General features: G+C 70.8%; 21 protein-coding genes. 6 read left to right on the top strand and 15 right to left on the bottom strand.

From position 1 onward, the window contains the following. Nucleotides 1-106 precede the first annotated feature (106 nt). Both MNOD_RS08705 and MNOD_RS08710 read right to left on the bottom strand, forming a co-directional pair. Complete coding sequence (locus tag MNOD_RS08705) at nucleotides 107-964, bottom strand: branched-chain amino acid aminotransferase (RefSeq protein ID WP_015928487.1); 858 nt, start codon at nucleotides 962-964, stop codon at nucleotides 107-109. Nucleotides 965-1,058: 94 nt separating this feature from the next. After that, a complete protein-coding gene (locus tag MNOD_RS08710; RefSeq protein WP_015928488.1) occupies nucleotides 1,059-1,511 on the bottom strand; it encodes a cupin domain-containing protein in 453 nt (150 codons plus the stop codon). Between the two features lie 268 nt (nucleotides 1,512-1,779). Here MNOD_RS08710 and MNOD_RS08715 point away from each other — a divergent pair, with 268 nt between their 5' ends. Further along, nucleotides 1,780-2,700, top strand: a complete 921-nt coding sequence (locus tag MNOD_RS08715) for an alpha/beta hydrolase (protein ID WP_015928489.1) — start codon at nucleotides 1,780-1,782, stop codon at nucleotides 2,698-2,700. 166 nt (nucleotides 2,701-2,866) lie between these two features. On the opposite strand, the gene MNOD_RS08720 is transcribed toward MNOD_RS08715, so the two are convergent. The 5 genes from MNOD_RS08720 to MNOD_RS08745 form a co-directional block, all read right to left on the bottom strand. Continuing rightward, a complete protein-coding gene (locus tag MNOD_RS08720) occupies nucleotides 2,867-3,349 on the bottom strand; it encodes a Ros/MucR family transcriptional regulator (protein ID WP_015928490.1) in 483 nt (160 codons plus the stop codon). Between the two features lie 646 nt (nucleotides 3,350-3,995). Beyond that, nucleotides 3,996-4,223: a hypothetical protein gene (locus MNOD_RS08730; protein ID WP_015928491.1), complete on the bottom strand. Its 228-nt coding sequence runs from the start codon at nucleotides 4,221-4,223 to the stop codon at nucleotides 3,996-3,998. Nucleotides 4,224-4,363: 140 nt separating this feature from the next. After that, nucleotides 4,364-4,573 carry a cold-shock protein gene (locus tag MNOD_RS08735; protein WP_015928492.1) on the bottom strand — a complete coding sequence of 70 codons (210 nt, stop codon included), beginning with the start codon at nucleotides 4,571-4,573 and terminating at the stop codon, nucleotides 4,364-4,366. A gap of 194 nt (nucleotides 4,574-4,767) precedes the next feature. Next, nucleotides 4,768-4,974: a hypothetical protein gene (locus MNOD_RS08740; RefSeq protein ID WP_015928493.1), complete on the bottom strand. Its 207-nt coding sequence runs from the start codon at nucleotides 4,972-4,974 to the stop codon at nucleotides 4,768-4,770. 127 nt (nucleotides 4,975-5,101) lie between these two features. Next, nucleotides 5,102-5,422, bottom strand: coding sequence for a DUF6496 domain-containing protein (locus MNOD_RS08745; protein ID WP_015928494.1), 321 nt, complete (start codon nucleotides 5,420-5,422; stop codon nucleotides 5,102-5,104). A 144-nt stretch (nucleotides 5,423-5,566) separates the two neighbouring features. On the opposite strand from MNOD_RS08745, the gene MNOD_RS08750 reads away from it, so the two are divergent. Further along, nucleotides 5,567-5,956 (top strand): hypothetical protein, encoded by a 390-nt coding sequence (locus MNOD_RS08750; RefSeq protein ID WP_015928495.1) that lies wholly within the window; start codon nucleotides 5,567-5,569, stop codon nucleotides 5,954-5,956. A 7-nt stretch (nucleotides 5,957-5,963) separates the two neighbouring features. Here MNOD_RS08750 and MNOD_RS08755 read toward each other — a convergent pair whose 3' ends face one another. Next, a complete protein-coding gene (locus tag MNOD_RS08755; protein ID WP_015928496.1) occupies nucleotides 5,964-6,170 on the bottom strand; it encodes a hypothetical protein in 207 nt (68 codons plus the stop codon). A 154-nt stretch (nucleotides 6,171-6,324) separates the two neighbouring features. On the opposite strand from MNOD_RS08755, the gene MNOD_RS08760 reads away from it, so the two are divergent. Further along, nucleotides 6,325-6,897, top strand: a complete 573-nt coding sequence (locus MNOD_RS08760) for a type 1 glutamine amidotransferase domain-containing protein (protein WP_015928497.1) — start codon at nucleotides 6,325-6,327, stop codon at nucleotides 6,895-6,897. Between the two features lie 83 nt (nucleotides 6,898-6,980). Here the strand turns inward: MNOD_RS08760 and MNOD_RS08765 are convergent, their stop codons facing one another. The 4 genes from MNOD_RS08765 to tesB all read right to left on the bottom strand — a co-directional run bounded on the left by MNOD_RS08765 (nucleotide 6,981) and on the right by tesB (nucleotide 12,859). After that, the gene (locus MNOD_RS08765) at nucleotides 6,981-9,539 is read right to left on the bottom strand and encodes an FtsK/SpoIIIE family DNA translocase (protein WP_015928498.1); all 2,559 of its coding nucleotides are present in this window, start codon (nucleotides 9,537-9,539) and stop codon (nucleotides 6,981-6,983) included. Between the two features lie 250 nt (nucleotides 9,540-9,789). Next, the gene (locus MNOD_RS08770) at nucleotides 9,790-11,292 is read right to left on the bottom strand and encodes an ammonium transporter (protein ID WP_015928499.1); all 1,503 of its coding nucleotides are present in this window, start codon (nucleotides 11,290-11,292) and stop codon (nucleotides 9,790-9,792) included. Between the two features lie 73 nt (nucleotides 11,293-11,365). Next, nucleotides 11,366-11,704, bottom strand: coding sequence for a P-II family nitrogen regulator (locus MNOD_RS08775; RefSeq protein WP_015928500.1), 339 nt, complete (start codon nucleotides 11,702-11,704; stop codon nucleotides 11,366-11,368). Nucleotides 11,705-11,977: 273 nt separating this feature from the next. Further along, nucleotides 11,978-12,859, bottom strand: a complete 882-nt coding sequence (gene tesB, locus MNOD_RS08780; protein ID WP_015928501.1) for an acyl-CoA thioesterase II — start codon at nucleotides 12,857-12,859, stop codon at nucleotides 11,978-11,980. A 138-nt stretch (nucleotides 12,860-12,997) separates the two neighbouring features. On the opposite strand from tesB, the gene MNOD_RS08785 reads away from it, so the two are divergent. Continuing rightward, on the top strand, nucleotides 12,998-14,281 hold the full coding sequence (locus MNOD_RS08785; RefSeq protein ID WP_015928502.1) for an FAD-dependent monooxygenase: 1,284 nt from the start codon (nucleotides 12,998-13,000) through the stop codon (nucleotides 14,279-14,281). On the opposite strand, the gene MNOD_RS46245 is transcribed toward MNOD_RS08785, so the two are convergent. From MNOD_RS46245 to MNOD_RS08795, 3 genes are all read right to left on the bottom strand, one after another. Further along, nucleotides 14,237-14,392, bottom strand: a complete 156-nt coding sequence (locus MNOD_RS46245; RefSeq protein ID WP_015928503.1) for a hypothetical protein — start codon at nucleotides 14,390-14,392, stop codon at nucleotides 14,237-14,239. The genes MNOD_RS08785 and MNOD_RS46245 overlap by 45 nt on opposite strands. 584 nt (nucleotides 14,393-14,976) lie before the next feature. After that, nucleotides 14,977-17,112, bottom strand: coding sequence for a glucans biosynthesis glucosyltransferase MdoH (mdoH, locus tag MNOD_RS08790; RefSeq protein ID WP_043748342.1), 2,136 nt, complete (start codon nucleotides 17,110-17,112; stop codon nucleotides 14,977-14,979). Further along, on the bottom strand, nucleotides 17,088-18,731 hold the full coding sequence (locus MNOD_RS08795) for an OpgD/OpgG family glucan biosynthesis protein (protein WP_015928506.1): 1,644 nt from the start codon (nucleotides 18,729-18,731) through the stop codon (nucleotides 17,088-17,090). The genes mdoH and MNOD_RS08795 overlap by 25 nt, the downstream gene beginning before the upstream one ends. A 179-nt stretch (nucleotides 18,732-18,910) precedes the next feature. Here MNOD_RS08795 and glmU point away from each other — a divergent pair, with 179 nt between their 5' ends. Both glmU and glmS read left to right on the top strand, forming a co-directional pair. Beyond that, a complete protein-coding gene (gene glmU / locus MNOD_RS08800; RefSeq protein ID WP_015928507.1) occupies nucleotides 18,911-20,260 on the top strand; it encodes a bifunctional UDP-N-acetylglucosamine diphosphorylase/glucosamine-1-phosphate N-acetyltransferase GlmU in 1,350 nt (449 codons plus the stop codon). Between the two features lie 224 nt (nucleotides 20,261-20,484). Continuing rightward, nucleotides 20,485-22,311, top strand: coding sequence for a glutamine--fructose-6-phosphate transaminase (isomerizing) (glmS, locus tag MNOD_RS08805; RefSeq protein WP_015928508.1), 1,827 nt, complete (start codon nucleotides 20,485-20,487; stop codon nucleotides 22,309-22,311). Nucleotides 22,312-22,315: the final 4 nt, after the last annotated feature.

Raw genomic sequence — 22,315 nt, forward strand, 5'->3', positions numbered from 1 at the left:
TCAGACTTCTTGCTGCACCGTCTCCACCCTCACGTGGGATCTTCGATCCCCATACCCCTCTCCCACTCGGGAGAGGGGATCCCGCACGGACTCGTCTCGGAACAGATCAACCGGAAGTCGTGTGCGCGAAGCTCCAGTAGAGGTCCCGCGCCTGCCGGTAGAACGGTCCCGGCTCCAGCTCCCGCCCGTCGATCGCCGTCACCGGCATCACCTTCGCGAAGTTGCCCGTCGAGAAGATCTCGTCGGCCTGCGCGAAATCGCCGTAGGTCAGCGTGGCCTCGACCACGCTCACGCCGGCTTCGCGCAGCAGGGCGATGACCCGGTTGCGGGTGATGCCGGCCAGAAAGGTGCCGTTCGGGGCCGGCGTGTAGACCACCCCGTCGCGCGCCATGAAGGCGTTGGCATTGGCGAATTCCGCGATATTGCCGAGGGCGTCGCGCACGAGGCAGTTGCCGAAGCCGCGCGACTGCGCCTCGGACAGCGCCCGCGCGCCGTTCGGGTAGAGGCAACCGGCCTTCGCCTCGACGGGGGCCGATTCGGCGGTGGGGCGCCGGAAGGGCGACAGCGTGACGGAGAGCCGTCCGGGCACCGGCATCGGCGCCTCGTAGAGGCACAGGCACCAGGCGGTGGAATCGGGGTCGAAGCGCACGCCGCCCGCAAAGCCGTCCTCGGCCCAGTACATCGGGCGGATGTAGAGGGGCGTGCTCGGATCGAAGCGGCGCAGGCCCTCCTGCACGAGGTCGCGCCAGGCCTCGACGGCGACGACCGGCTTGAGGCCCAGAGCCGTCGCCGACCGGTTCACCCGAGCGAGGTGGAGGTCGAGGTCGGGCGTCACGCCTTCGAAGGCCCGCGCGCCGTCGAACACGGTCGAGCCGAGCCACGCGCCGTGGGTGCGCGGACCCATCATCCGGACATTGCCGGGGTGCCACGCATCCTCGAAGAAGGTCCAGGTCGTCTCGGCCATGCGCGTTCCTCTGCCGCTGTGCGATTCATCCGGTGATCAGATCGCGAAAGGCGCGCCCGGTCCAGGCGGACGGCTTTAAGCGCCGCCCCACCGCTCATGCGCCGAGAGAGAGCGTGGGCGCCGGCGCGGCACGGCCGCCGAGCATGCGCTTGGCGAAGGCGGCGCCCCGGATGGCGAGCCCGAACAGCTTGGGCTGCGGACGCAGGCAGAAGGCCACCTTCTTGACGTAGGATTCGACGTGCCAGTTCGCGACCGCGCCCTTGGGCAGGAACAGCACGTCTCCGGCGACGAACCGCCGCGGCGTCGTGGTCGCATCGCCGATGATCGCCGAGCCTTCGAGGAAGTAGATCGTCTCGTCGATATCGTAATGCCAGACGAACTCGCCCGCCGTGCAATCCCACAGGATCGTGCTCGCGGTCCCGTCCGAACTGCGCGACAGCAGCGCGTTGCGGGCCTCCGGCGTTCCCACGCGGACCCAGTGCGGGTTGATCGGGGCGGGCTTGAGCGGCACGTCGGTTGGGCAGTAGACAATCGGCGGCAGCGACACGGTGGGGCCTCCTCTGAACGGCGCGGGAACGCGCCCTGTCGTGACTGTGGTGCCGCCATCCTCGGGGGCGAGGAACTGACGCGCCGGCCGACCGGGTCTCCCGCAAGACCGCGAGTAGCATCCTGCCATTGAGCCGAGCTGAATCCGATCCGCGAAAACCACGCGATCCCCTCAGAGTTTCGCAAGGATTGTCCTGCCGGATGATCTCGGGCGGATCTTCCGTAAGGATCGGTGCCGGGTCGTTTGTCCGAACGGAGTTTCATCGCCGATGCCGCTCGATCCCCGGCTCCGCCGCTATCTGGACGTCATTGCCTTTGCGGGGGGGCGGCTGACGACGATCGAGGCCCGCCGCACCGGCCTCGAAGGACTCGGCCGGCTCGCCGGCGCGCCGGTGCCCGTGGCCGCGGTCGAGGATCTCATCCTGGACGGGCCGGCCGGTCCCATGGCCGCGCGGCTCTACAGGCCGCGGGACGAGACCGGGGCGGTTCTCCTCTATTTCCACGGCGGCGGCTTCGTGGGCGGCAGCCTGACCGCCCATGACGGGATCTATCGGCGGCTCGCGGCGGCGAGCGGCTGCGCGCTGCTCGCGGCCACCTATCGTCTCGCGCCCGAGCACCCGTTCCCGGCCGCCTGCGAGGATGCGGCGGCATCCCTGTCGGGCCTCGCCGCGCGCGGCCGGGCTCTGGGCTTCGATCCGGCCCGGCTCGCGGTCGGCGGGGACTCGGCCGGCGCCAATCTCGCGGCCGGGCTGTGCCAGGCGGCCCGGGATGCGGGCGGGCCGGCAATCGCCGTCCAGCTCCTCCTGTGCCCCGTCCTCGATGCGGCCGGGGACGGGGAATCCTACCGTCTCTACGGGGAGGGCCACGGTCTCGATCGGGCGACGCTCGCCCTCGACATCGCCTCCTACGCGGCGGGCGCGGATCCGGCCGATCCGCGCCTCTCGCCGCTGCGGGCGCCCTCGCTCGCGGGCCTGCCCCCGGCGCTGATCCACACGGCGGAGTACGACATGGTGCGCGATGACGGCGCGGCCTATGCGGCCCGCCTGGCGCAGGCCGGCGTGCCGGTCCGCCATACCTGCCATCCGGGGATGATCCACCATTTCTACGGAATGGGCGGCCTCGTTCCGGACGCGGCGCAGGCGCTCGACGGGATCGGCGCCGAGCTCAGCGCGGTGCTGGCGGGCGGGTGACGGCTCCGGACGCAGGGGCATCCTTCCGAGAGCCGTCCGGCAAGGGCACGTGCCGGGGCGCGGGCGCCCCCGAGCGATTCACGCGGATCTTCCGCTCGGCGGCCGGGCCGCTCCGTGAAGGGCAGGGAGAGCCGACGTCGCGGAAGGCGGACGAGGCAGGCCGGGACTACGAGGCCGATTTGCGGCGACGTGGGGCCGGAGCGCGCACGACCGCATCGGGGGCCGCAGCCTTGGCGGCGGCCGGCCGGCGCTTCTGGCCGAGGCCGATGCTCTTGGCGAGTTCCGAGCGCTGCGCGGCGTAGTTCGCGGCCACCATCGGATAGTCCGGCGGCAGGTTCCACTTGCGGCGGTATTCCTCGGGCGTGAGGCCGCGGGTGGCGAGGTGCCGCTTGAGCGACTTATATTGCCGCCCATCCTCCAGGCTGATGATGTAGTCCGGCGTGACCGACTTGCGGATGGAGACGGGCGGAACCAGCTTCTCGGGCTCGGGGGCAGCCGCCTTCTGAAGATCGCGCAGGGCCGCATGCACCGACGTCAGCAGCTCCGGCAAGGACGAGGCCGGCACTGCATTCCGGGTGACGTAGGCCGAGACGATATCGCTCGCGAGCGCGATGTAGTCGGCAGCATCCAGATTCGTTTCCGCCGTCATATGGCTGGTCCCCTTCTCAAATATCTGCGGTGCCGGGGTCACCCGGTGCCCGAGAATGCCTCAAGACCTGGGCCAAAGGTCGAAGGGTGGTCGGGCCGATGCCCGATGACCTAATCCCAGGCCAGTCACCCAAATGGGTGATGACGGGGGTAAGTCAATCGCTTCTGCTGCCGTTTGGTGAATGGAGGCAGCTTTGAGCGAGTTCGGTCCTGTACCGTCCTGGGCCCGGCGGCGCATGCAACGGCTTCATGAGCGTAGTCCCGGCGGGAAGGTCGTCCGTTGGATCGCCTTCGTCGCTCGCGATGGTGCGCAACGTCTGTCGGAGGCGCGTGAGGACGCGGCGTCGGCGAGGCAACCCGACAACATCATCCCGTTCGCGCTGCGCGCGAGCGGCGCCGCAGCCGGCAACGCCGCCGCGTAGTCGCTTGGCAGGGGCAGGACCTGGCAGGGGCAGGACTTGGCAGGGGCAGGAATGGGGGCATGAAAAAGGCGGGTCGGCGCTCGCGCGCCGCCCGCCTCATGCATGAAGCCGGCCGTGGATCCTTCAGAGCAGGATCCGTTCACGGTGGACCGGATGCCGCTCTCGCTCTTTCGAGTTTGCCGCATTTTCTGCGACGAACCGGCATCCACCTCGTCGGAAAATCCTCTAATGCACCTCGCGCAGCGCCACCGCGTTCGGCCTCAGGCCGAAGCGCTCGGCCAGATGCCAGCGCAGCTCGCGGGAGGAGTGATAGCCGTAGCTTCTGTCGATGAGATGGCTGATGTCGATCGGGCCACTGCCCTCGCCGTGCCGGCTGATCTGATCGACATGGAACGTGATGCCGTCGTTGAAGACGGTCGGGGCGCCGGAGCGCCGGGTGTACTCGAACATCATTTGTGTTGTCTTTTCTTTTCTCGTTGCGGCGCTCCCGGAGGGAGCGCCTGTGAGGTCTTGCGCGGCAGCCGGATGATCCGGTGCCGGGGCGGACGGAACGCCGCCGAGGGCGGGCCCGACGGCCCGCCAGGGCTGATCCCTCAGGCCGCCTGCAGGTTGCCGGCCGAGACCTTCCCGCTGCGCTTGTCGGTCTGCAGCTCGTAGGAGATCTTCTGGCCCTCGACGAGGCCGCGCAGTCCGGCCCGCTCCACCGCGGAGATGTGGACGAAGACGTCCTTGCCCCCATCATCCGGCTGAATGAAGCCGTAGCCCTTCTGGTCGTTGAACCACTTGACAGTACCAGTATTCACGAAGGTCGTCCTCGTCTCGTGCAGGATTCCCCGACCGGAGCGGCCTGACGGGCCGGTCGGCGCGACAGCATCTGCGGAGGGGGAAAGCGATGAGGGTGATCGGCCCGGCTTGCGCCGGGCGCAAGCCGTCCGCCCGATTCGCTGATCCCTATGTAGGGGGCGTATGAGGCCGGAACAAGGCCGGGAGGCGGGCGTCAGGGATTGGTGCGCCCGCGCTGGTTCGGGTCGACACCGCCCTCGGGGGTGGTGTCGTTGGAGACGTCGCCCTCGTAGGTATTGGCGCCTTCGAGCTCTTCCGGGTCGGCGCCGGCCTGGGTCATGCCCTTGCTGGTTCCGATGCCGGGATTGCCCTTGAGGTCGGCGTCGGTCGGGGTTTTGGTTTTCGGCTGCTTCGAACTCATGAGCGTGCCTTGCCTGGAGCATTCTTCGGTGACGCGGGTGCCGGTCGTCGGAGACATGCCTTCGCATCGACGATTGAGAGCGGCGTGCGACCCATCGTGACCGGATGCGCACGATGGGCGACACCGCTCAACGGTTGAGGGCCTGCTCCAGTTCGCTCCGGCTCATGCGCGAGCGGCCCTTGATGTTGCGGCGCTTCGCCTCCTCGTAGAGGTCGGCGCGGCTCGCCTGCGCGCGCGTCTCCCGTTCCTTGTGGCGGGTGCGACGGAAGGTGCTGCGGTTCTGCTCGGGCGTCTCCTGGTTCGAGGCGCCGGCCTCGCGCAGCGCAATGGCGATCGCCTGTTTGGGGTTGGTGACGCGGCGGCCGCTGCGCTGCTCGAGTTCGCCCTCCTTGAACTCGTGCATCACGCGTTCGATGGTGTGCTTCTGCGCGGGGGTAGTGCGGGCCATGGCATGACTCCGACTGTCCGATTGGCGGGTCTGCACCCTCAACGCCGCAATGCGCCGGCCGTTCGCCGGCCACCCGCAACCGTACCTGTCGCATCTGCGCCGCACTCCCCATATAGAAGACGATTGCAGACGGTCGGATCATTCATGGCGGGTATCTCGGTTTCTCTCGAAGGCTCCAACATCCAGCTCTCGTTCCAGAAGGATGATCAGGCCACTGCGGTGATCATGGACGCGCGGGCGGCGCGGGCACTGGTGCGCGCGGTCGGTCAGCTCCTCACGGCCATCGACGAAGGCGAGGAGACGGATCAGGCGGACGAGATGAACGAGGAGGAGGTCGCCATGCTCGACGTCACCTCCTCGGTGATCGAGGTCGGGACCGACGAGAGCGGCCAGGCGGTCGTTGCCCTCCAGGCTGGCGCCCTGCCGCCTTTCCAGCTTCGCCTCACGGACGAGGAGGCCCGTCACGTGGCGACGAGCCTCAATCAGATCCTCAGCGCGCCGCGCGACGTGCGCACGTCGCACGGCGGCCATTGAGCCCGGATCAGCGCCGGGTACCGGGATCGGTGGGGCCGCCCGGCAGGTAGTCGGGTTCGGAGCCGGGGCCCTTGGGGTCGGTCACGCCGGGATCGTTGACGGGGTAGGGGCTGCGCGGGCCGGTCGGTCCGGTATCCGGCAACTCGTCCGGCGGTTTGGGCGGCAGGTCGGTGGGAGGGGTGCCGCCGGGATCGGGCAGGCCAGGGTTGGCCATGGTCGTGCCTCCTCTGTTGGCGTTCGGGAGACAACCGAAGGGCCGCAGAGGAGTTCCGGTGGGGAACCGCTGCGGGCGGGAAACGGTCGCAGGCGGGAACTGCGGCAGGCGGGCTCTGTTGCCCGGTCGAGTTCCCTTACCTTGGAGACATCCGATGCCCGATATTCGGCAGGCGAAGATCCTCATCATGGCGACCGACGGTTTCGAGCAGTCGGAACTCGAAGTGCCGAAGGCGAAGCTGAGCGAAGCCGGCGCCACGGTCACGGTGGCGGCTCCGAAGTCCCGCCGGAGCGGCGATTCCATCCGCGGCTGGGACAAGACGGATTGGGGGCGCCCGGTGAAGGTCGATGCCGACATCGAGAGCGTGGATCCGTCCGCCTACGACGCCCTGGTGCTGCCCGGCGGTCAGATCAATCCGGACAAGCTGCGGCTGGAGCCGAAGGCGCTGGAGATCCTGCGCGGCTTCCTCGCCAGCGGGAAGGTCGTCGCCGCGATCTGCCACGCGCCCTGGCTGCTGGTCGAGGTCGGCGCCGCCAAGGGGCGCCGGATGACCTCCTACGCCTCGATCAAGACGGACGTCATCAACGCGGGCGCCGATTGGCGCGACGAGGCCGTCGTCACCGATCAGGGCATCATCACGAGCCGCAATCCCGGCGACCTCGACGCCTTCTCGGCCAAGATCATCGAAGAGGTCCAGGAAGGCCGCCACGGCCGCGCCGCAGCCTGACAGCGGGAGCCCAGAGGGCCTTTCGGCCCTCTGGCGCGGGGTGCGCGGGCACTTGAGCCCCCGCGCGGGGCGTAAGCCCCGGATCAGGCATCCTGTCCCTCGGGCTCGACCAGGATCTCGCGCTTGCCGGCATGGTTGGCGGGACCGACGATGCCCTCGCGCTCCATCCGCTCCATCAGCGAGGCCGCCCGGTTGTAGCCGATCTGCAGCCGCCGCTGGATGTAGCTCGTCGACGCCTTCTTGTCCCGCAGCACCACCGCCACCGCCTGGTCGTAGAGGTCGCCGCCCGGCTCGCCGAAGGAGCCCTGGTCGAACACGGCGCTGTCCGGCTCGGCGGCACCCTCCTCGCCCTCCTCCGCGGTGATCGCGTCGAGATAGGCGGGCCGGCCTTGGCGCTTGAGATGGGCCACCACCGCCTCGACCTCGTCGTCCGACACGAACGGGCCATGCACCCGGGTGGTGCGCCCGCCGCCGGCCATGAACAGCATGTCGCCCTGCCCCAGCAGCTGCTCGGCCCCCATCTCCCCCAGGATGGTGCGCGAGTCGATCTTGCTGGTCACCTGGAACGAGATCCGGGTCGGGAAATTCGCCTTGATCGTCCCGGTGATCACGTCCACCGACGGACGTTGCGTCGCCATGATCAGGTGGATGCCCGCGGCGCGGGCCATCTGCGCCAGGCGCTGGATCGCCCCCTCGATGTCCTTGCCGGCCACCATCATCAGGTCGGCCATCTCGTCGACGATCACCACGATGTAAGGCAGCGCCCCGAGGTCCATCACCTCGTCCTCGTACACCGCCTCGCCGGTCTCCCGGTCGAAGCCCGTCTGCACGGTGCGGGTGATCACCTCGCCCCGCTCGCGCGCCTCCGCCACCCGGGCGTTGAACCCGTCGATGTTGCGCACGCCGAGCTTCGACATCTTCTTGTAGCGTTCCTCCATCTCGCGCACGGCCCATTTCAGGGCGATCACCGCCTTCTTGGGGTCGGTGACCACCGGCGAGAGCAGGTGCGGGATGCCGTCGTAGACGGACAGCTCCAGCATCTTGGGATCGACCATGATCAGGCGGCACTCCTCGGGTTTCATGCGGTAGAGCAGCGAGAGGATCATGGTGTTGATGGCCACCGACTTGCCCGAGCCGGTGGTGCCGGCGACGAGCAGGTGGGGCATGCGGGCGAGGTCGGCGATGATGGCCTCGCCGCCGATGTTCTTGCCCAGGCAGAGGGCGAGCTTCTGCTTGGTTTCGGCGAAGGCCGGCGAGGCGAGGAGTTCGCGCAGGAAGACGGTCTCGCGCTTGATGTTGGGCAGTTCGATGCCGATGGCGTTGCGGCCCTGGACCACGGCGACGCGGGCGGAGACGGCGGACATCGAGCGGGCGATGTCGTCGGCGAGCGAGATCACGCGCGAGGACTTGGTGCCCGGGGCCGGTTCGAGTTCGTACAGGGTGACGACGGGTCCGGGCCGCACGGCCAGGATCTCCCCCCGCACCCCGAAATCCTCGAGGGTCGATTCGAGCAGCGTCGCGTTCTGCTCCAGCGCATCGGTCGAGACGGCGGCGCTGGGGGAGGGGCCGCGCGGCTCGGCGAGGAGCGCGAGCGCGGGCATCTCGTAGGCATCCGCGGGCGCGGCGGCCGGCGGGGCCCGGCGCGAGGCGAGCGGCGGCGGCGGGGGCGCGACCCGGCTGATGGGCGCGGGCACGGTCTCGGCCTCCATCGGAGCGGCGGGCGGCGCCTTGCGGGCCTTAAGCCTCACATCGTCGAAGACCGGCTCGCGGCGGCCGGTCTCCGCGGGCGCGTCGTCCCAGAGGGCATCGTCGCTCTCCGCGAAGGCGCGCCGGGCCGCGAGGGCCGGGGAGGCGTCATCGGTGACCGCGGGGGCGGGTCCGAGCCGCGACTCGCGCCATGACACGATCCGCTGCGCCACGTGGTCGCGCGCGCTCAGCGCCAGATGGGCCAGGGTGTCGAGGCTCGCGATCCCGAGGCCCGGGCCGTCGTCGTCCGGGGCGCGGTCAGCCGGGCGGCGGCTGCGCGTCGGCGTCCGGGTCGGTGCCGAGAGATAGAGCTCGGCCTCGTCGTCCTCCTCGTCGTCGGCATCGGCGAGGCTGCAGGCCGCGGTGAGGCAGATCACGGCGGCAGCCGCATAGGCGAAGCCCGCGATGGCGCCCACCGGTCCCAGAACCGCCTTCGCGGCGCCGAGCAGCGCATCGCCCGCGACGCCGCCGAGCCCGGTCGGCAGGGGCCAGCGGGCGGTCGGCGGCAGGGCGCTCGCCACCGCGCTCGCCGCCGCCGCGCCGACGAGCCACAGGCCGATCCGGGCCCGCAGGCGGCCGAGCCGGTGCGTGCGCAGGATCTGGACGCCCCAGACGGCGAGCGGCAGCGCGAACGCCAGCGCCCCGAAGCCAATGAGCTGCATGCCGAGATCCGAGACGATGGCCCCGCCCGAGCCCAGCAGGTTGCGGGCGGGCCGGCTGGTCGCGTGGTTGAGGCTCGGATCCTCGATCGACCAGGTCGCCAGGGCGAGGGTGAAGGCCACCGACCCGAGCAGGAGGGCGAGCCCTGCCAGCTCGGTCATGCGCCGCTTCAGGAACGAGCGGAGCGTGTCGACGAGTGCATCGTAGGGCGATGCCGAGCGGCGAAGCGAACGCATGCGGAAGCGAACCGGGTACGCGGAACCTTCCACAACCTAAGGCTGGCGAGGTTAATGCCCGTTTAAGACTAACGTCGGCGAGACGCTTTGAGAATCAAGGATTTGGCGCGTTCGCGGGCGGTCCTGCAACGCGGGAGGCCCGATCCGGCGCGGCCGGTCCGAAGCCTGACAGAGGCGAGCCCCGGCCCTTGCGGGCCGGGGCTCGTTCGCAGCGATCGAGGAACGGCCGCCCCGAGGGCGGCCGCTCGGATCAGTAATTGTAGGCGCGCTCGCCGTGATCCGCGAGGTCCAGACCCTCGCGCTCCTCCTCCTGCGTGACACGCAGGCCGACCAGGAGGTCGACGACCTTGTAGAGGATCGCCGAGCCGATGCCCGACCACAGAATGGTGAAGCCGACCGCCTTGGCCTGCGCCAGGAAGGCAGGGCCGAACTCGTAGGCGGCCGCGACCAGCTCGCCGGGCTTGGTGGCGTAGTCGGGCGCGCCGGTGCCGCCGAGGGCCGGGTTGACCAGGATGCCGGTCGCGAGCGCGCCGATGATCCCGCCGATGCAGTGCACGCCGAAGACGTCGAGCGAGTCGTCGTAGCCGATGGCGTTCTTCACCGCCGAGCACATGACGAAGCAGACGGCGCCCGCGACGAGGCCGAGCACGATCGAGCCCATCGGGCCGGCGAAGCCGCAGGCCGGGGTCACGGCGACGAGACCGGCGACGGCGCCCGACAGCATGCCGAGGAGCGAGGGCTTGCCCTTGGCGGCCCATTCCACGAAGAGCCAGGACAGGCCCGCCGCGCAGGTCGCCACGAAGGTGTTGATCATCGCGAGCGCGGCGTTGCCGTTCGCCTCGAGATTCGAGCCGGCGTTGAAGCCGAACCAGCCCACCCACAGGAGCGAAGCGCCGATCAGGGTCATGGTCAGCGAGTGCGGGGCGAGGAGGTCGCGGCCGTAGCCGATGCGCTTGCCGATCAGCAGGCAACCGACGAGGCCCGCGATGCCGGCATTGATGTGCACCACGGTGCCGCCCGCGAAGTCGAGGGCGCCCCACTTGAAGAGCATGCCCGCATCGGCGTTGACGGCGTCGAGCGCGTCCTGGGCGGTCTTCTTGGTGGCCTCGTCGGTGGCCGCAGCGAGCGCCTTGGCGGCGTTGCCGACCGCGTCCGGGCCGCTCCAGTACCAGACCATGTGCGCCATCGGGAAGTAGATGAAGGTGACCCACAGCGCGATGAACAGCATCAGGGCCGAGAACTTCATCCGCTCCGCGAAGGCGCCGACGATCAGCGCGGGCGTGATCATCGCGAAGGTCATCTGGAAGCAGATGTAGACGTATTCGGGGATGACGACGCCGTTCGAGAAGGTGGCCGCCGTGGAGCTGGGATCGACGCCCTTCAGGAAGGCCTTCGAGAAGCCACCCACGACGTCGTTGAGGCCGCCGCCATTGGTGAAGGCGAGGCTGTAGCCGTAGAAGACCCAGAGGATGCCGACGAGGCTGACGATCGCGAAGACCTGGGTCAGCAGCGACAGCATGTTCTTGGTGCGCACGAGGCCGCCGTAGAAGAGCGCCAGGCCCGGCACCGACATCAGCAGCACCAGGGCGGTGGAGATCAGCATCCAGGCGGTATCGCCCTTGTTGGGCACCGGCGCCGCGGCCGCGGCCGGCGCGGCCTCGGGGGTCGGCGTCTGCGCCAGCGACGGCTCCACCAGGAGGAGCGCCAGGGCGGCGCCTCCCAGGCCGAGAGCCAGGAGGTTGCGAAGCTTCATGAAACGGAACTCCCGATCGACATCGTCATGAAACGGGTCAGGTTACGAAGGCCGCCGCGCCGGACGGGGCGGGTCACAGCGCGTCGACGTCGGTCTCGCCGGTGCGGATCCGGACCGCCTTCTCGAGCGGCAGGACGAAGATCTTGCCGTCGCCGATCTGGCCGGTGCGGGCCGCCGCCGCGATCGTGTCGATGACGTTGCCGACCAGATCGACCGCCACCGCCACCTCGATCTTCAGCTTGGGGAGGAAGCTCACCGCGTACTCGGCTCCGCGGTAGATCTCCGTATGGCCCTTCTGCCGTCCGTAACCTTTGACTTCGGTCACGGTCAGGCCGTGCACGCCGATGCTGGTGAGTGCGTCGCGCACTTCCTCCAGCTTGAACGGCTTGATGATGGCCATGACGATCTTCATGGGTCGTGCCCCCTTTCCGATTGGCACCCGGTGCCCGCGCCTTCAGGCCCGGCCGGCAGCTGCCGTGGGACCACACCCTCAGCGTGCCCCCGGTCGCGCCCGGCATATCAAGGAACGTGCCAGCATCTTCGGCGGGGCTTACGGACAAGCTGCCCGGTAGCTGCCCGGTTCTTGGGCCGATTGCGGAGATTGAAGCCGCCTCGGCCGGCAGATCGGATTAAAAATTGGGCATTTGACAATAAAGTCATCAAATCCGGCGCCGACGGGCCAGGATCAGCCGGGGCCCGGCGCCTCCTCCCGCACCGGGCGGATCATGCCCTCCTGGGCCACGGAGGCCACGAGGGTGCCGTCGCGGGTGAAGATCAATCCGCGGGAGAAGCCGCAGGCGCCCGATGCGCTCGGGCTGTCCTGGGCATAGAGCAGCCACTCGTCCGCCCGGAACGGCCGGTGGAACCAGAGGGCGTGGTCGAGGCTGGCAGGCTGGATCGTGCGCTCGAAGACGGTCCGCCCATGCGCCACCAGGGCGGTGTCGAGGAGCGTCATGTCGGAGGCATAGGCGAGCACGCTCTGGTGCACCGCCGGGTCGTCCGGCAGCGCTGCGGTGGCGCGGATCCAGACGTGGAAGCGCGGCGCGCGGGGCTCTGGGTAAGCGTAGCGCTCGAATTCCACGGGGCGCAGCTCGATCGGGCGCTCGCGCTCGAAATAGGCCCGCACGGGTTCGGGCATGCGGGGCATGATCGAGTCCCTGAGGCGGCTGTCGTCGGCGAGCGCCTCCGGCATCGGCACGTCGGGCATCGGCAGCTGGTGGTCGAAGCCCGGCTCCTCCAGGTGGAAGGAGGCCGACATGGAGAAGATCGGCCGCCCGTGCTGGATCGCGTTGACGCGGCGCGTGGTGAAGCTGCGCCCGTCGCGGATGCGGTCGACCTCGTAGATGATCGGCACGCGCGGGTCGCCGCCGAGCAGGAAATAGGCGTGGAGCGAGTGGGGCCGGCGCTCGGCCGGCACGGTCCGTGTCGCGGCGACGAGGGCCTGCCCGATCACCTGGCCGCCAAAGACGCGCTGCCAGCGGTCCTTCGGCGAGCGCCCGCGGAAGAGGTTCTGCTCCAGCTGCTCCAGATCGAGGATGTCGAGGAGTTCGTCGACCGCGCGCGTCATCGGCTGTTCCGCTCCGGAGCCTGGATCCGCCCGGCCGGGCGGCAAGCGGGTCGATCTGGCGCGGGGGCGCCCGTGCCGTCAAGCGGCGGCTCCTTACGCTTCGTGCTATGGCGGAATGTCGGCAGGGAGGGCGGCGGTATGGCGGCACAGGCTCGGCCTCATCGGGAGATCATCGTGGCGGGGGGCGGGCTGCCCGGCCTCTCGCTGGCCCTGGCGCTGCGCCGCTCGCTCGGCGACATGGTCCGGGTCACGGTCTGCGACCCGGCCTTCGCACAGGCCTCCGGGCAGGCCTCCGGGCGGGCCTCAGGCCCGGCCGGCCGGCCGGACCTGCGCGCCTACGCGGTGGCGGCGGGCGGGCGGCGGATGCTGGAGCGGCTCGGGGTCTGGCCGGCCGTGGCGGCGGGCGCGCAGCCGATCCGCGAGATGGTCATCACCGACAGCCGGCTCTCCGATCCGGTGCGGCCGGTCTTCCTCACCTTCGCGGGCGAGGTGGCGGAGGGCGAGCCCTTCGCGCATATGGTCGAGGGCGGCGGCCTGCTCGCGGCCCTGCGGGAGGCGGCAGCCGCCTCCGGCGCGATCCTCGATCCCGTGCCGGTGAAGGCGGCACACCCCGAAGGCGGCGCCATCACGGCGCGTCTTGCCGACGGGCGGAGCTTGCACGCGAGCCTCGTCGTCGCGGCGGACGGCGCGCGCTCGCGCCTGCGCGAGGCGGCGGGGATCAGCTGGATCGGCTGGTCCTATCCGCAATCGGGCATCGTCGCGACGGTATCGCACGAGCGCGACCACGAGGGGCGGGCGATCGAGCATTTCCTGCCCTCCGGCCCCTTCGCGGTGCTGCCGCTCTCGCCCGGCGGCTCCCTCGGCCATCGCTCCTCGATCGTCTGGACCGAGCGCCAGACAGAGGTGCCGACGCTGCTCGGCGGCGGTCCGGAGGAGGCGCTGCGCGAGGTCGAGCGCCGCTTCGGCCTGACGCTCGGCCCGCTCGCGCTCGAGACCGAACTCGCCGCCTATCCGCTCTCCTTCGGCATCGCCCGGCGCTTCTCCGCCCCGCGCCTCGCGCTGCTCGGCGACGCGGCGCATGTCATCCACCCGATCGCCGGCCAGGGCCTCAATCTCGCCCTCAAGAGCGCCGCGGCTTTGGCCGAGGTGCTGACCGACGCGATGCGGCTCGGCCTTGACCCGGGCGGCCCGGACGCGCTCCGGGCCTACGAGCGCAGCCGGCTTGCCGACACGCTGGCGATGGGGGCCGCCACCGACGGGCTCAACCGCCTCTTTTCCAACGACGCCCTGCCGATCCGCCTCATGCGCGATTTCGGCCTCGGTCTGGTGGACCGGATGCCGGCGCTCAAACGCTTCTTCATTCAGGAGGCGGCGGGCCTACGCGGCGTGCAGCCGCGGCTGATGCGTGGCGAGGCGCTTTGAGGCCTGGGCCTTGATGTCGGCGCAGAGGATGGCGGCGGCGAGATAGCCGGTGAGCGAGACGGCGATGCGGTCAGGGTGGATCGGCTGTTCGAAATGGGCGCTGACGCTCATTCGCTTCTCCCGATTCGGTGCCGGCCGATGAGACGCCAATCCGGCGCGGGCGTGAAGCCTGTCCCGGGTCACGGTTTCTCGATCGGATTCCCCGGCGGAACCGGGTCGACGACATCTATCCCACCCGCAGCCTCATCCTGAGCAATCATGAGATTGAGGGCCGGGGTTGGCTGCCCCAGGCGGGAACGCTCGGACAGCATGGTTTTGCTCAGATGGGCGCGATGATCCGGTCTCCGCCTCTGTCCCGCTCCCTCTTTGCCGGATCTCCTTCCGCTGCCGCTGCATGCGCCCGGGACAGGGAGGAGCGGACGTCCTCGCGTGGGCCGCCTGGGCTGACGCGGTCTCAATCGAACCTGACATGCGTGGAAGCGGCCACGCCCCTCAGGCTGAGATGTTGGCGATCAGAGATCGCACGGCCTCGTAGGAGGGCTCCAGAGAGCGCTGTGATTCCTGGAGCCGTCCTTCGAGGCTCCTTCGGAGCAGCTCAGGATAAGGCCGCGGGCGGGATGGAGCCGGAGGCTGCAGATGCCTGGTTCAGGGGAGGGCGGCGCCCCGGCCCGCGAGACCGATGCGGCATCCGCCCCCTATTCCGGCAGCCCCGCCAGCGTCTCCACGAGGCGCGGATCGTGCAGCGCGGCCATCCGCTCCTTCGGGGTCAGCCACGCGGCGGCTTCCGCGGCGCTCACGGCCTCCGCGAGCTTCGCCTCGGCCAGCGTCCGGTCCGGGTCGATCCGACCCCGCGGCCGGGCCGAGGGCGGCGGCAGCATGGCGAGATGGCCTTCGCGCAGGGCGGGATCGGCATGGAGCGCGCCGATCGCGTCCGCGTCGTCGAAGCCCCGCGCGGCATTCTCGGCCTCGAGGGCCTTGGCGCGCAGCGCGATCGGCGGCGGCACCCGCTCCTCGGGCGTCATCAGCAGGCCGAGGCGCTTGAGGGCGAGGCCCCAGGCGAGCTGACCGCTCGCCCAGGAGATCGGGATGGCGAGCACGAGGCCGAGGATGGTCGGCGACATCCAGAGGAACAGCGAGGTCGCGATCGCGAAAGCCGCCGCCCCGGTAACGAGGCCCAGGATCGCGTGCCAGCGGTGGCGGCGCACGATGTCGCGGAACGGGATCGAGCCGTCGTCGCGCCGCTGCGGGTTCCAGCCGGTGTCGCGCCCGAGCAGGATCTGCAGCACCGAGCCCGACTGGATCAGCATGGCGATCGGGGCGATCAGCGCCGAGAGCAGCGTCTCGATCAGGGCCGAGAGGACGAGGCGCATGGCGCCCCCGCTCGCGCGCCGCACCGCGCCGTCGAGGAGCCCGAGGATCAGGCCGAACAGCTTCGGGGCGAGCAGGATCCCCATGGTGAGCCCGAAGAGCTGGAGCGCGCGCACCGGATCGAAGCGCGGCCAGATCGGGTAGAGCCGGAACTCGCTCGGGAAGTATTCCGGACGGATATAGGCGGTCTGGAGGACGAGGGCGACGCCGACCACGAGCTGCGCCGCCCAGAGCGGCGAGGCGACGTAGCTCGCGATGCCGGTGGCGAAGTGCTGGCGCGAGGGGAGCCGAAGGCCCGCGGTGCCGATGACGCGGGCGTGCTGCAGGTTCCCCTGCGCCCAGCGCCGGTCGCGGATGGCGATGTCGATGAGGGAGGGCGGGCTCTCCTCGTAGGATCCGGCGAGGTCGGGGAGCATGTAGACGCCCCAGCCCGCGCGCCGGATCAGCGCCGCCTCGACGAAGTCATGGCTGAGCACGTGGCCGCCGAAGGGCGGCTTGCCGGGCAGGTCCGGCAGGCCGCAATGGGCCGCGAAGGCCCGGGTCCGGATGATCGCGTTATGGCCCCAGTAATTGCCGTCCCGGCCCGACCACAGCGCGAGGCCGGTGGCGATGACCGGCCCGTAGATCCGCGCCGCGAATTGCTGCACGCGGGCGAAGAGCGTGTTGCGGTTGATGATGAGCGGCAGCGACTGGATGATGCCCGCATCCGGATCCGCCTCCATGGCGGCGGCGAGGCGCAGGACGCACTCGCCGCTCATCAGGCTGTCGGCGTCGAGCACCAGCATGTGGTCGTAGTGACCGCCCCAGCGGCTGACGAAGTCGGCGATGTTGCCCGCCTTGCGGTGGTGGTTCTTGGGCCGGTGGCGGTAATAGAGGCGCGCCCCCGGCCCGAGCTTCTCGCGCAGGGTGAGGTAGGCCCGCTCCTCGGCGATCCAGGCATCGCTCTGCGTCGAATCCGACAGGACCCAGTAGTCGAAACGGGCGCCCTGGCCGGTGGCCTCGATCGATTCGCGGATCGCCTCGATCGCCGCGAAGGTGCGGGCCGTGGCCTCGTTGTAGACGGGCATCACCACCGCAGTGCGGCTCGTCAGGGGGCCGGGCGGCGGGGCGGGGCGGCGCTGGCGCAGGAGCGCCACGAAGCCGAGGAGCCCCGAGGTGAAGGCGAGCGCGATCCAGGAAAAATTCAGCGTGAACAGCAGCAGCAGCAGCAACTGCAGCCAGGTCGCGCTGCCCGCCACCGAGACCACCTGGTACATCTCGTAGGCACCGTAGGCGGTGAGCAGCGCCGCCGCCCCGAACACGAAGAGCCGTGCCGGCCACGGCGTCGGGTGCGGCCCCTCCCGGTGCCCGTCCTCCGGCGACCAGCGGCGCAGGTCCTGCACCGGCATGGCGAGCGGGGCCTCGGGCGGCACAGCGGGGGCGAGGGACGCCACCGGCGTCACGGGGTCCAACGATACAGCCATGTCTCACTGACGGGTTGGTCGCCGTTCTTGACGACGAGACGCATCTCGCAGGCGGTCTCGCCGCCGGGATCGAGCTCGAAGACGGCGCGCACCGTCTTGCGCTCGGGATAGAGGTAGAGCAGGGGCCGGAACTGGGGATCCCGCTTCACCGGTGGCGCGTCGGGTTTCGGCTGCACGATGGCGCCCGGCGACGCGGTGACCGACAGCTTCAGGGCCTCGGGTGCCGTGCCCGGCGCGAAGAGCGCCTCCCCGGTGAAGTCCACCAGGAAGAGCCGGCGCTTGCCCCCGCTGCCCTTGCCGACCCGCGTGCCGGTGCAGCGCGCGAGCGGCGGCGCCCCGGGCACGTCCCAGCACCAGAACTGCCGGTAGCTGAACGCGGTCTCCGTGGTGACCGGCTCCTTCGGGCGCCAGTAGGCCAGGATGTTCTCGTTGACCTCGGACTCGCTCGGGATCTCGATGAGCTGCACCGCGCCCGCCCCCCAGGGGCGCTGCTCCCGGTCCGGCCCCCAGGTGTTGTAGGGCTCGACCCACAGGCTCGGCCGGCGTTCCCAGCGCTGCACGTCGTCCTGGAAGGCCGCGTAGTCGCGGTCGCGCTGCACCAGCCCGAAACCCTTCGGATCCTGGTCGAGGAAGGAGGAGATCTGCAGGGTCTCGGGGTTCTGCACCGGCCGCCAGATCGCCTCGCCCCAGCCGTTGCGGATCTGCAGGCCGCCGACCTCGTGGGCCGCGGTGCGGGCATCGTCGACGTTGCGGTGGTCGGTCGGGCCGAACAGGAAGGCGCCGGTCATGCCGCCGATGCCGACATGGTCGAGGGTCTTGCGCGGGAAGAGCGTCGCCTCGATGTCGACGATGGTGGCGTCGCCCGGGCGCAGGGTCATGTGCAGGGCCGCCGCCGCCGATTCGGAATCGAGCAGCGCATGCATCACGATCTGCCCGCTCGCGGGCGTCGGGCGCTCCAGCCAGAAGGCCCGGAACATCGGGAATTCCTCGCCCCGCGCCTCGGCCGGGCGCAGGGTGAGGGCGCGGGCGGTGACGCCGTAGCTCTGGCCCGCCGCCAGCGCCCGGAAGAACGAGGCGCCCTGGAAGATGGCGCAATCGGTGGGCGGCCCGCCGCCGAAGCTCGCATAGAGCCGGAAGCCCGAGAAGCCGAGGTCGCGGCCCTCCTCGGGCGGGCTGGCCTTGCGGAACTCGAAGCGGCTGCGGTCGTAGGCGATGCGCCGCACGATCCCGTCCTCCACCGTGTGGAGGGCGACCGGGTTGGTGAACAGGTAGCCCCGGTGCAGGGGCTCGACCACGAAGCCGCGGCCCTCGTCGCGCCAGACGAGCAGCTCGGGCTTGGGCCGGATGGCCACGTACTGCTCGTAGGAGAGCTTGCCGAAGGCATCCGGCAGGTCGTTCGGCGGGGCGGCGTAGGCCTTGGCGGCAAGGGCGCGGGCGAGCGCCACGACGGTCCCGGGATCGAAGTGGTCGCCGTCATTCAAGGTCGCAGCCGGCGGGTCCTCGGCCCGGGCGCCGCCCGCGACGGCGAGACCGGCGCCGGCGAGCGCCAGCACCGCGCGACGGTCGAGCCCGCTTCTGTCGTCGGTCGTCCGGGGGGAGGCGGGGCGGTGTCGCGTCATGCGATCTCGTCAGGCGTGAGGATCGGACAGGGCAGGGCTCACGGGCCGTTTACCACGCCGGAAGATGAATTGGGGGTTAAGATCGCGGGCCGGCGGCGCGGCCTGCGGTCGGCGGCCCGCGTTTGCCCGCGCGCGCGATTCGGCTAGACCGGGGCCCCCGCAGCCGGACCAAGAGCCCGATGACCTCGACCCCGACCGCCCCCGGCGCCCGCTCGCTCCTCTGTGTCGTGCTCGCCGCCGGCAAGGGCACGCGGATGCGCTCCGACCTGCCGAAGGTGCTCCATCCCCTGGCCGGCCGGCCGATGCTCGGCCACGTGCTCGCCGCCGTGCGCGCGGCAGGGGCGGACGCGGTCGCCGTGGTGATCGAGCCCGGCCGGGCGGATGTCGCCGCCGCCGTCGAGGTCGCCGCCCCCGGCGCGCAGGTCTTCCCGCAGGCCGAGCGCCTCGGCACCGCCCATGCGGTGCTCGCCGCCCGTCCGGCCCTGGAGGCGGGCTGCGACGACGTGGTGATCGCCTTCGGCGACACGCCCCTGATCCGGCCCGAGACCCTCGCCCGCCTGCGCGCGCCCCTCGCCGAGGGCGCAGGCGTCGCCGTCCTGGCCTTCGAGGCCGCGGATCCGACCGGCTACGGGCGGGTGCTGACCGACGGCGACCGCGTCGTCGCGATTTGCGAGGAGAAGGATGCGGGCCCGGAGGAGCGCCGGGTCAGCTTGAGCAATGCGGGCCTGATGGCGCTCTCAGGAAGGCTCGCCCTCGATCTCCTCGGGCGCATCGGCAATGCGAATGCCGCCGGCGAGTACTACCTGCCCGATGCGGTCGCCCTCGCGGTCGCCGACGGCGAGCGGGTCGCGGTCGTCCCGGTCGAGGAGGCGGAGGCGCAGGGCGTCAACGACCGGGTCCAGCTCGCCGCGGCGGAAGCCGTCATCCAGGCGCGCCTGCGGCGGGAGGCGATGCTCGCCGGCGCGACGCTGATCGCGCCCGAGACCGTCTTCCTCAGCCACGACACCCGGCTCGGGCGCGACGTGGTGGTGGAACCGCACGTGGTGTTCGGGCCGGGGGTCGTCGTGGGCGACGGCTGCACCATCCATGCGTTCTCGCATCTGGAGAAGACCGTCCTGGAGCCGGGCGTGCAGATCGGCCCCTATGCCCGGCTGCGGCCCGGCGCGCATCTCGCCCGCGGGGCGCGCATCGGCAACTTCGTCGAGGTGAAGAACGCCGCGATCGGGGCCGGGGCCAAGGTCAACCACCTCTCCTATGTCGGCGACGCCGAGGTCGGGGCGGGCGCCAATCTCGGGGCCGGCACCATCACCTGCAACTACGACGGCGTGAACAAGCACCGGACGGTGATCGGGGCGGGGGCCTTCGTCGGCTCGAACTCGGCCCTCGTCGCGCCGGTGACGATCGGGGCGCGGGCCTATGTGGGCTCGGGCTCGGTGGTGACCGACGACGTCCCCGCCGAGGCGCTGGCCCTCGGCCGCGGCCGTCAGGTCGTCAAGCCGGGCTGGGCAAAGGGCAAGGGGAAGGCGTGAGGCCGGAGGCGCCGCGCGCCTCGTTCGGAAACGACTCGGGCTTAGCCGCGCGCCCGCACCGCGCGGCTCCCCTCCGCGCCGACTGGCGGGACCGGGGGCGGACCGGCTACATTGCTGCGGTCGAGGCCCCGCACGGGGCGGTCCGGAGCTTGCGCCGGGCCAGGCAGGCAGGCGCGCGGCTGCCCCGGATCGGGATGCCGCCGTCCAGAATCGAGGCGGTCAGCATGTGCGGCATCGTGGGAATCGTCGGCCGTGAGGCCGTGGCGGGACAGGTGATCGATGCGCTGCGGCGGCTCGAATACCGCGGCTACGACTCGGCCGGGATCGCCACCCTGGAGGGCGGCCGCCTGGAGCGGCGGCGCGCCGAGGGCAAGCTCACCAACCTGCAGTTGAAGCTGCTGCAGAACCCGCTCTCGGGCGCCATCGGCATCGGCCACACCCGCTGGGCCACCCATGGCCGGCCCAACGAGACCAACGCCCATCCGCACGCCACCGCGCGCCTCGCGGTGGTGCATAACGGCATCATCGAGAATTTTCGCGAGCTCAAGGCCGAGCTCGAGGCGCAGGGCTGCGTCTTCGAGACCGAGACCGACACCGAGGTGGTCGCCCAGCTCGTCAGCCGCCAGCTCGACCAGCAGATGACGCCGCAGGCGGCCGTGGCCGCCACCCTGCCGCGCCTGCGCGGTGCCTTCGCGCTCGCCTTCCTGTTCGCGGGCGAGGAGGACTTTCTGATCGGCGCCCGCCACGGCGCCCCGCTCGCCATCGGCTTTGGCGACGGCGAGACCTATCTGGGCTCCGACGCGCTGGCGCTCGCCCCCTTCACGGACGAGATCACCTATCTGGACGAGGGCGACTGGGCGATCCTCACCCGCGCGGGCGCCGAGATCCGCGACCAGGCGGGGACCATCGTCGCCCGGCCCCGGCAGAAGATCGCGACCCAGGCCTTCCTGATCGACAAGGGCAATTTCCGCCACTTCATGGCCAAGGAGATCCACGAGCAGCCGGAGGTGGTCGGGCGCACGCTGGCCCATTACGTCGACCTCGCGAGCGGCCGCATCGCCCTGCCCGCGGCGCTACCCTTCGACTTCGCCAGGCTCTCGCGCCTGTCGATCACCGCCTGCGGCACCGCCTATTATGCGGGCTTGGTCGCCAAGTACTGGTTCGAGCAGCTGGCGCGGCTGCCGGTCGAGATCGACGTCGCCTCGGAGAGCCGCTACCGCGAGCCGCCCCTCGCGACGGACGGGCTGACGCTGGTGATCTCGCAATCGGGCGAGACGGCCGACACGCTGGCCTCGCTGCGCTATGCCAAGGGCCAGGGCCAGCCCGTGCTGGCGGTGGTCAACGTGCCGACCTCGACCATCGCGCGCGAGGCCTCCGCCGTGGTGCCGACGCTGGCCGGCCCCGAGATCGGGGTGGCCTCGACCAAGGCCTTCTCGTGCCAGCTCACGGTGCTGCTGTGTCTCGCCATCGCGGCGGGCCGGGCGCGGGGCAGCCTGGATGCGGCCGCGGAGCGCCGGCTGATCGACGCGCTCATCACGGTGCCGGGCCTGATGGCGGAGGCGGTCAAGCGCGAGGCGGAGATCGAGGGGCTGGCGCGCGAGATCGCCAAGGCGCGCGACGTGCTCTATCTCGGCCGCGGCACCGCCTACCCGATGGCGCTCGAAGGGGCGCTCAAGCTCAAGGAGATCTCCTACATCCATGCGGAGGGCTATGCGGCGGGCGAGCTGAAGCACGGCCCGATCGCGCTGATCGACGACAGCGTCCCGGTGATCGTGATCGCGCCGCACGACGCGATCTTCGAGAAGACCGTGTCGAACATGCAGGAGGTGGCGGCGCGCGGCGGGCGGATCGTGCTGATCGGCGATGCGCGGGGGGCGGCTGCGGCCGGCCTCGACACGCTGGCGACGCTGATGATGCCGGATCTCGACCCGGTGGTGGCGCCGATCGTCTACGCGGTGCCGATCCAGCTGCTGGCTTACCACACCGCCGTGGTGCTCGGCAAAGACGTCGACCAGCCGCGCAACCTCGCCAAGTCCGTCACCGTGGAGTGACGGC

Origin of the sequence: Methylobacterium nodulans ORS 2060 (assembly GCF_000022085.1) — a bacterium.
GTDB classification, from domain to species: domain Bacteria; phylum Pseudomonadota; class Alphaproteobacteria; order Rhizobiales; family Beijerinckiaceae; genus Methylobacterium; species Methylobacterium nodulans.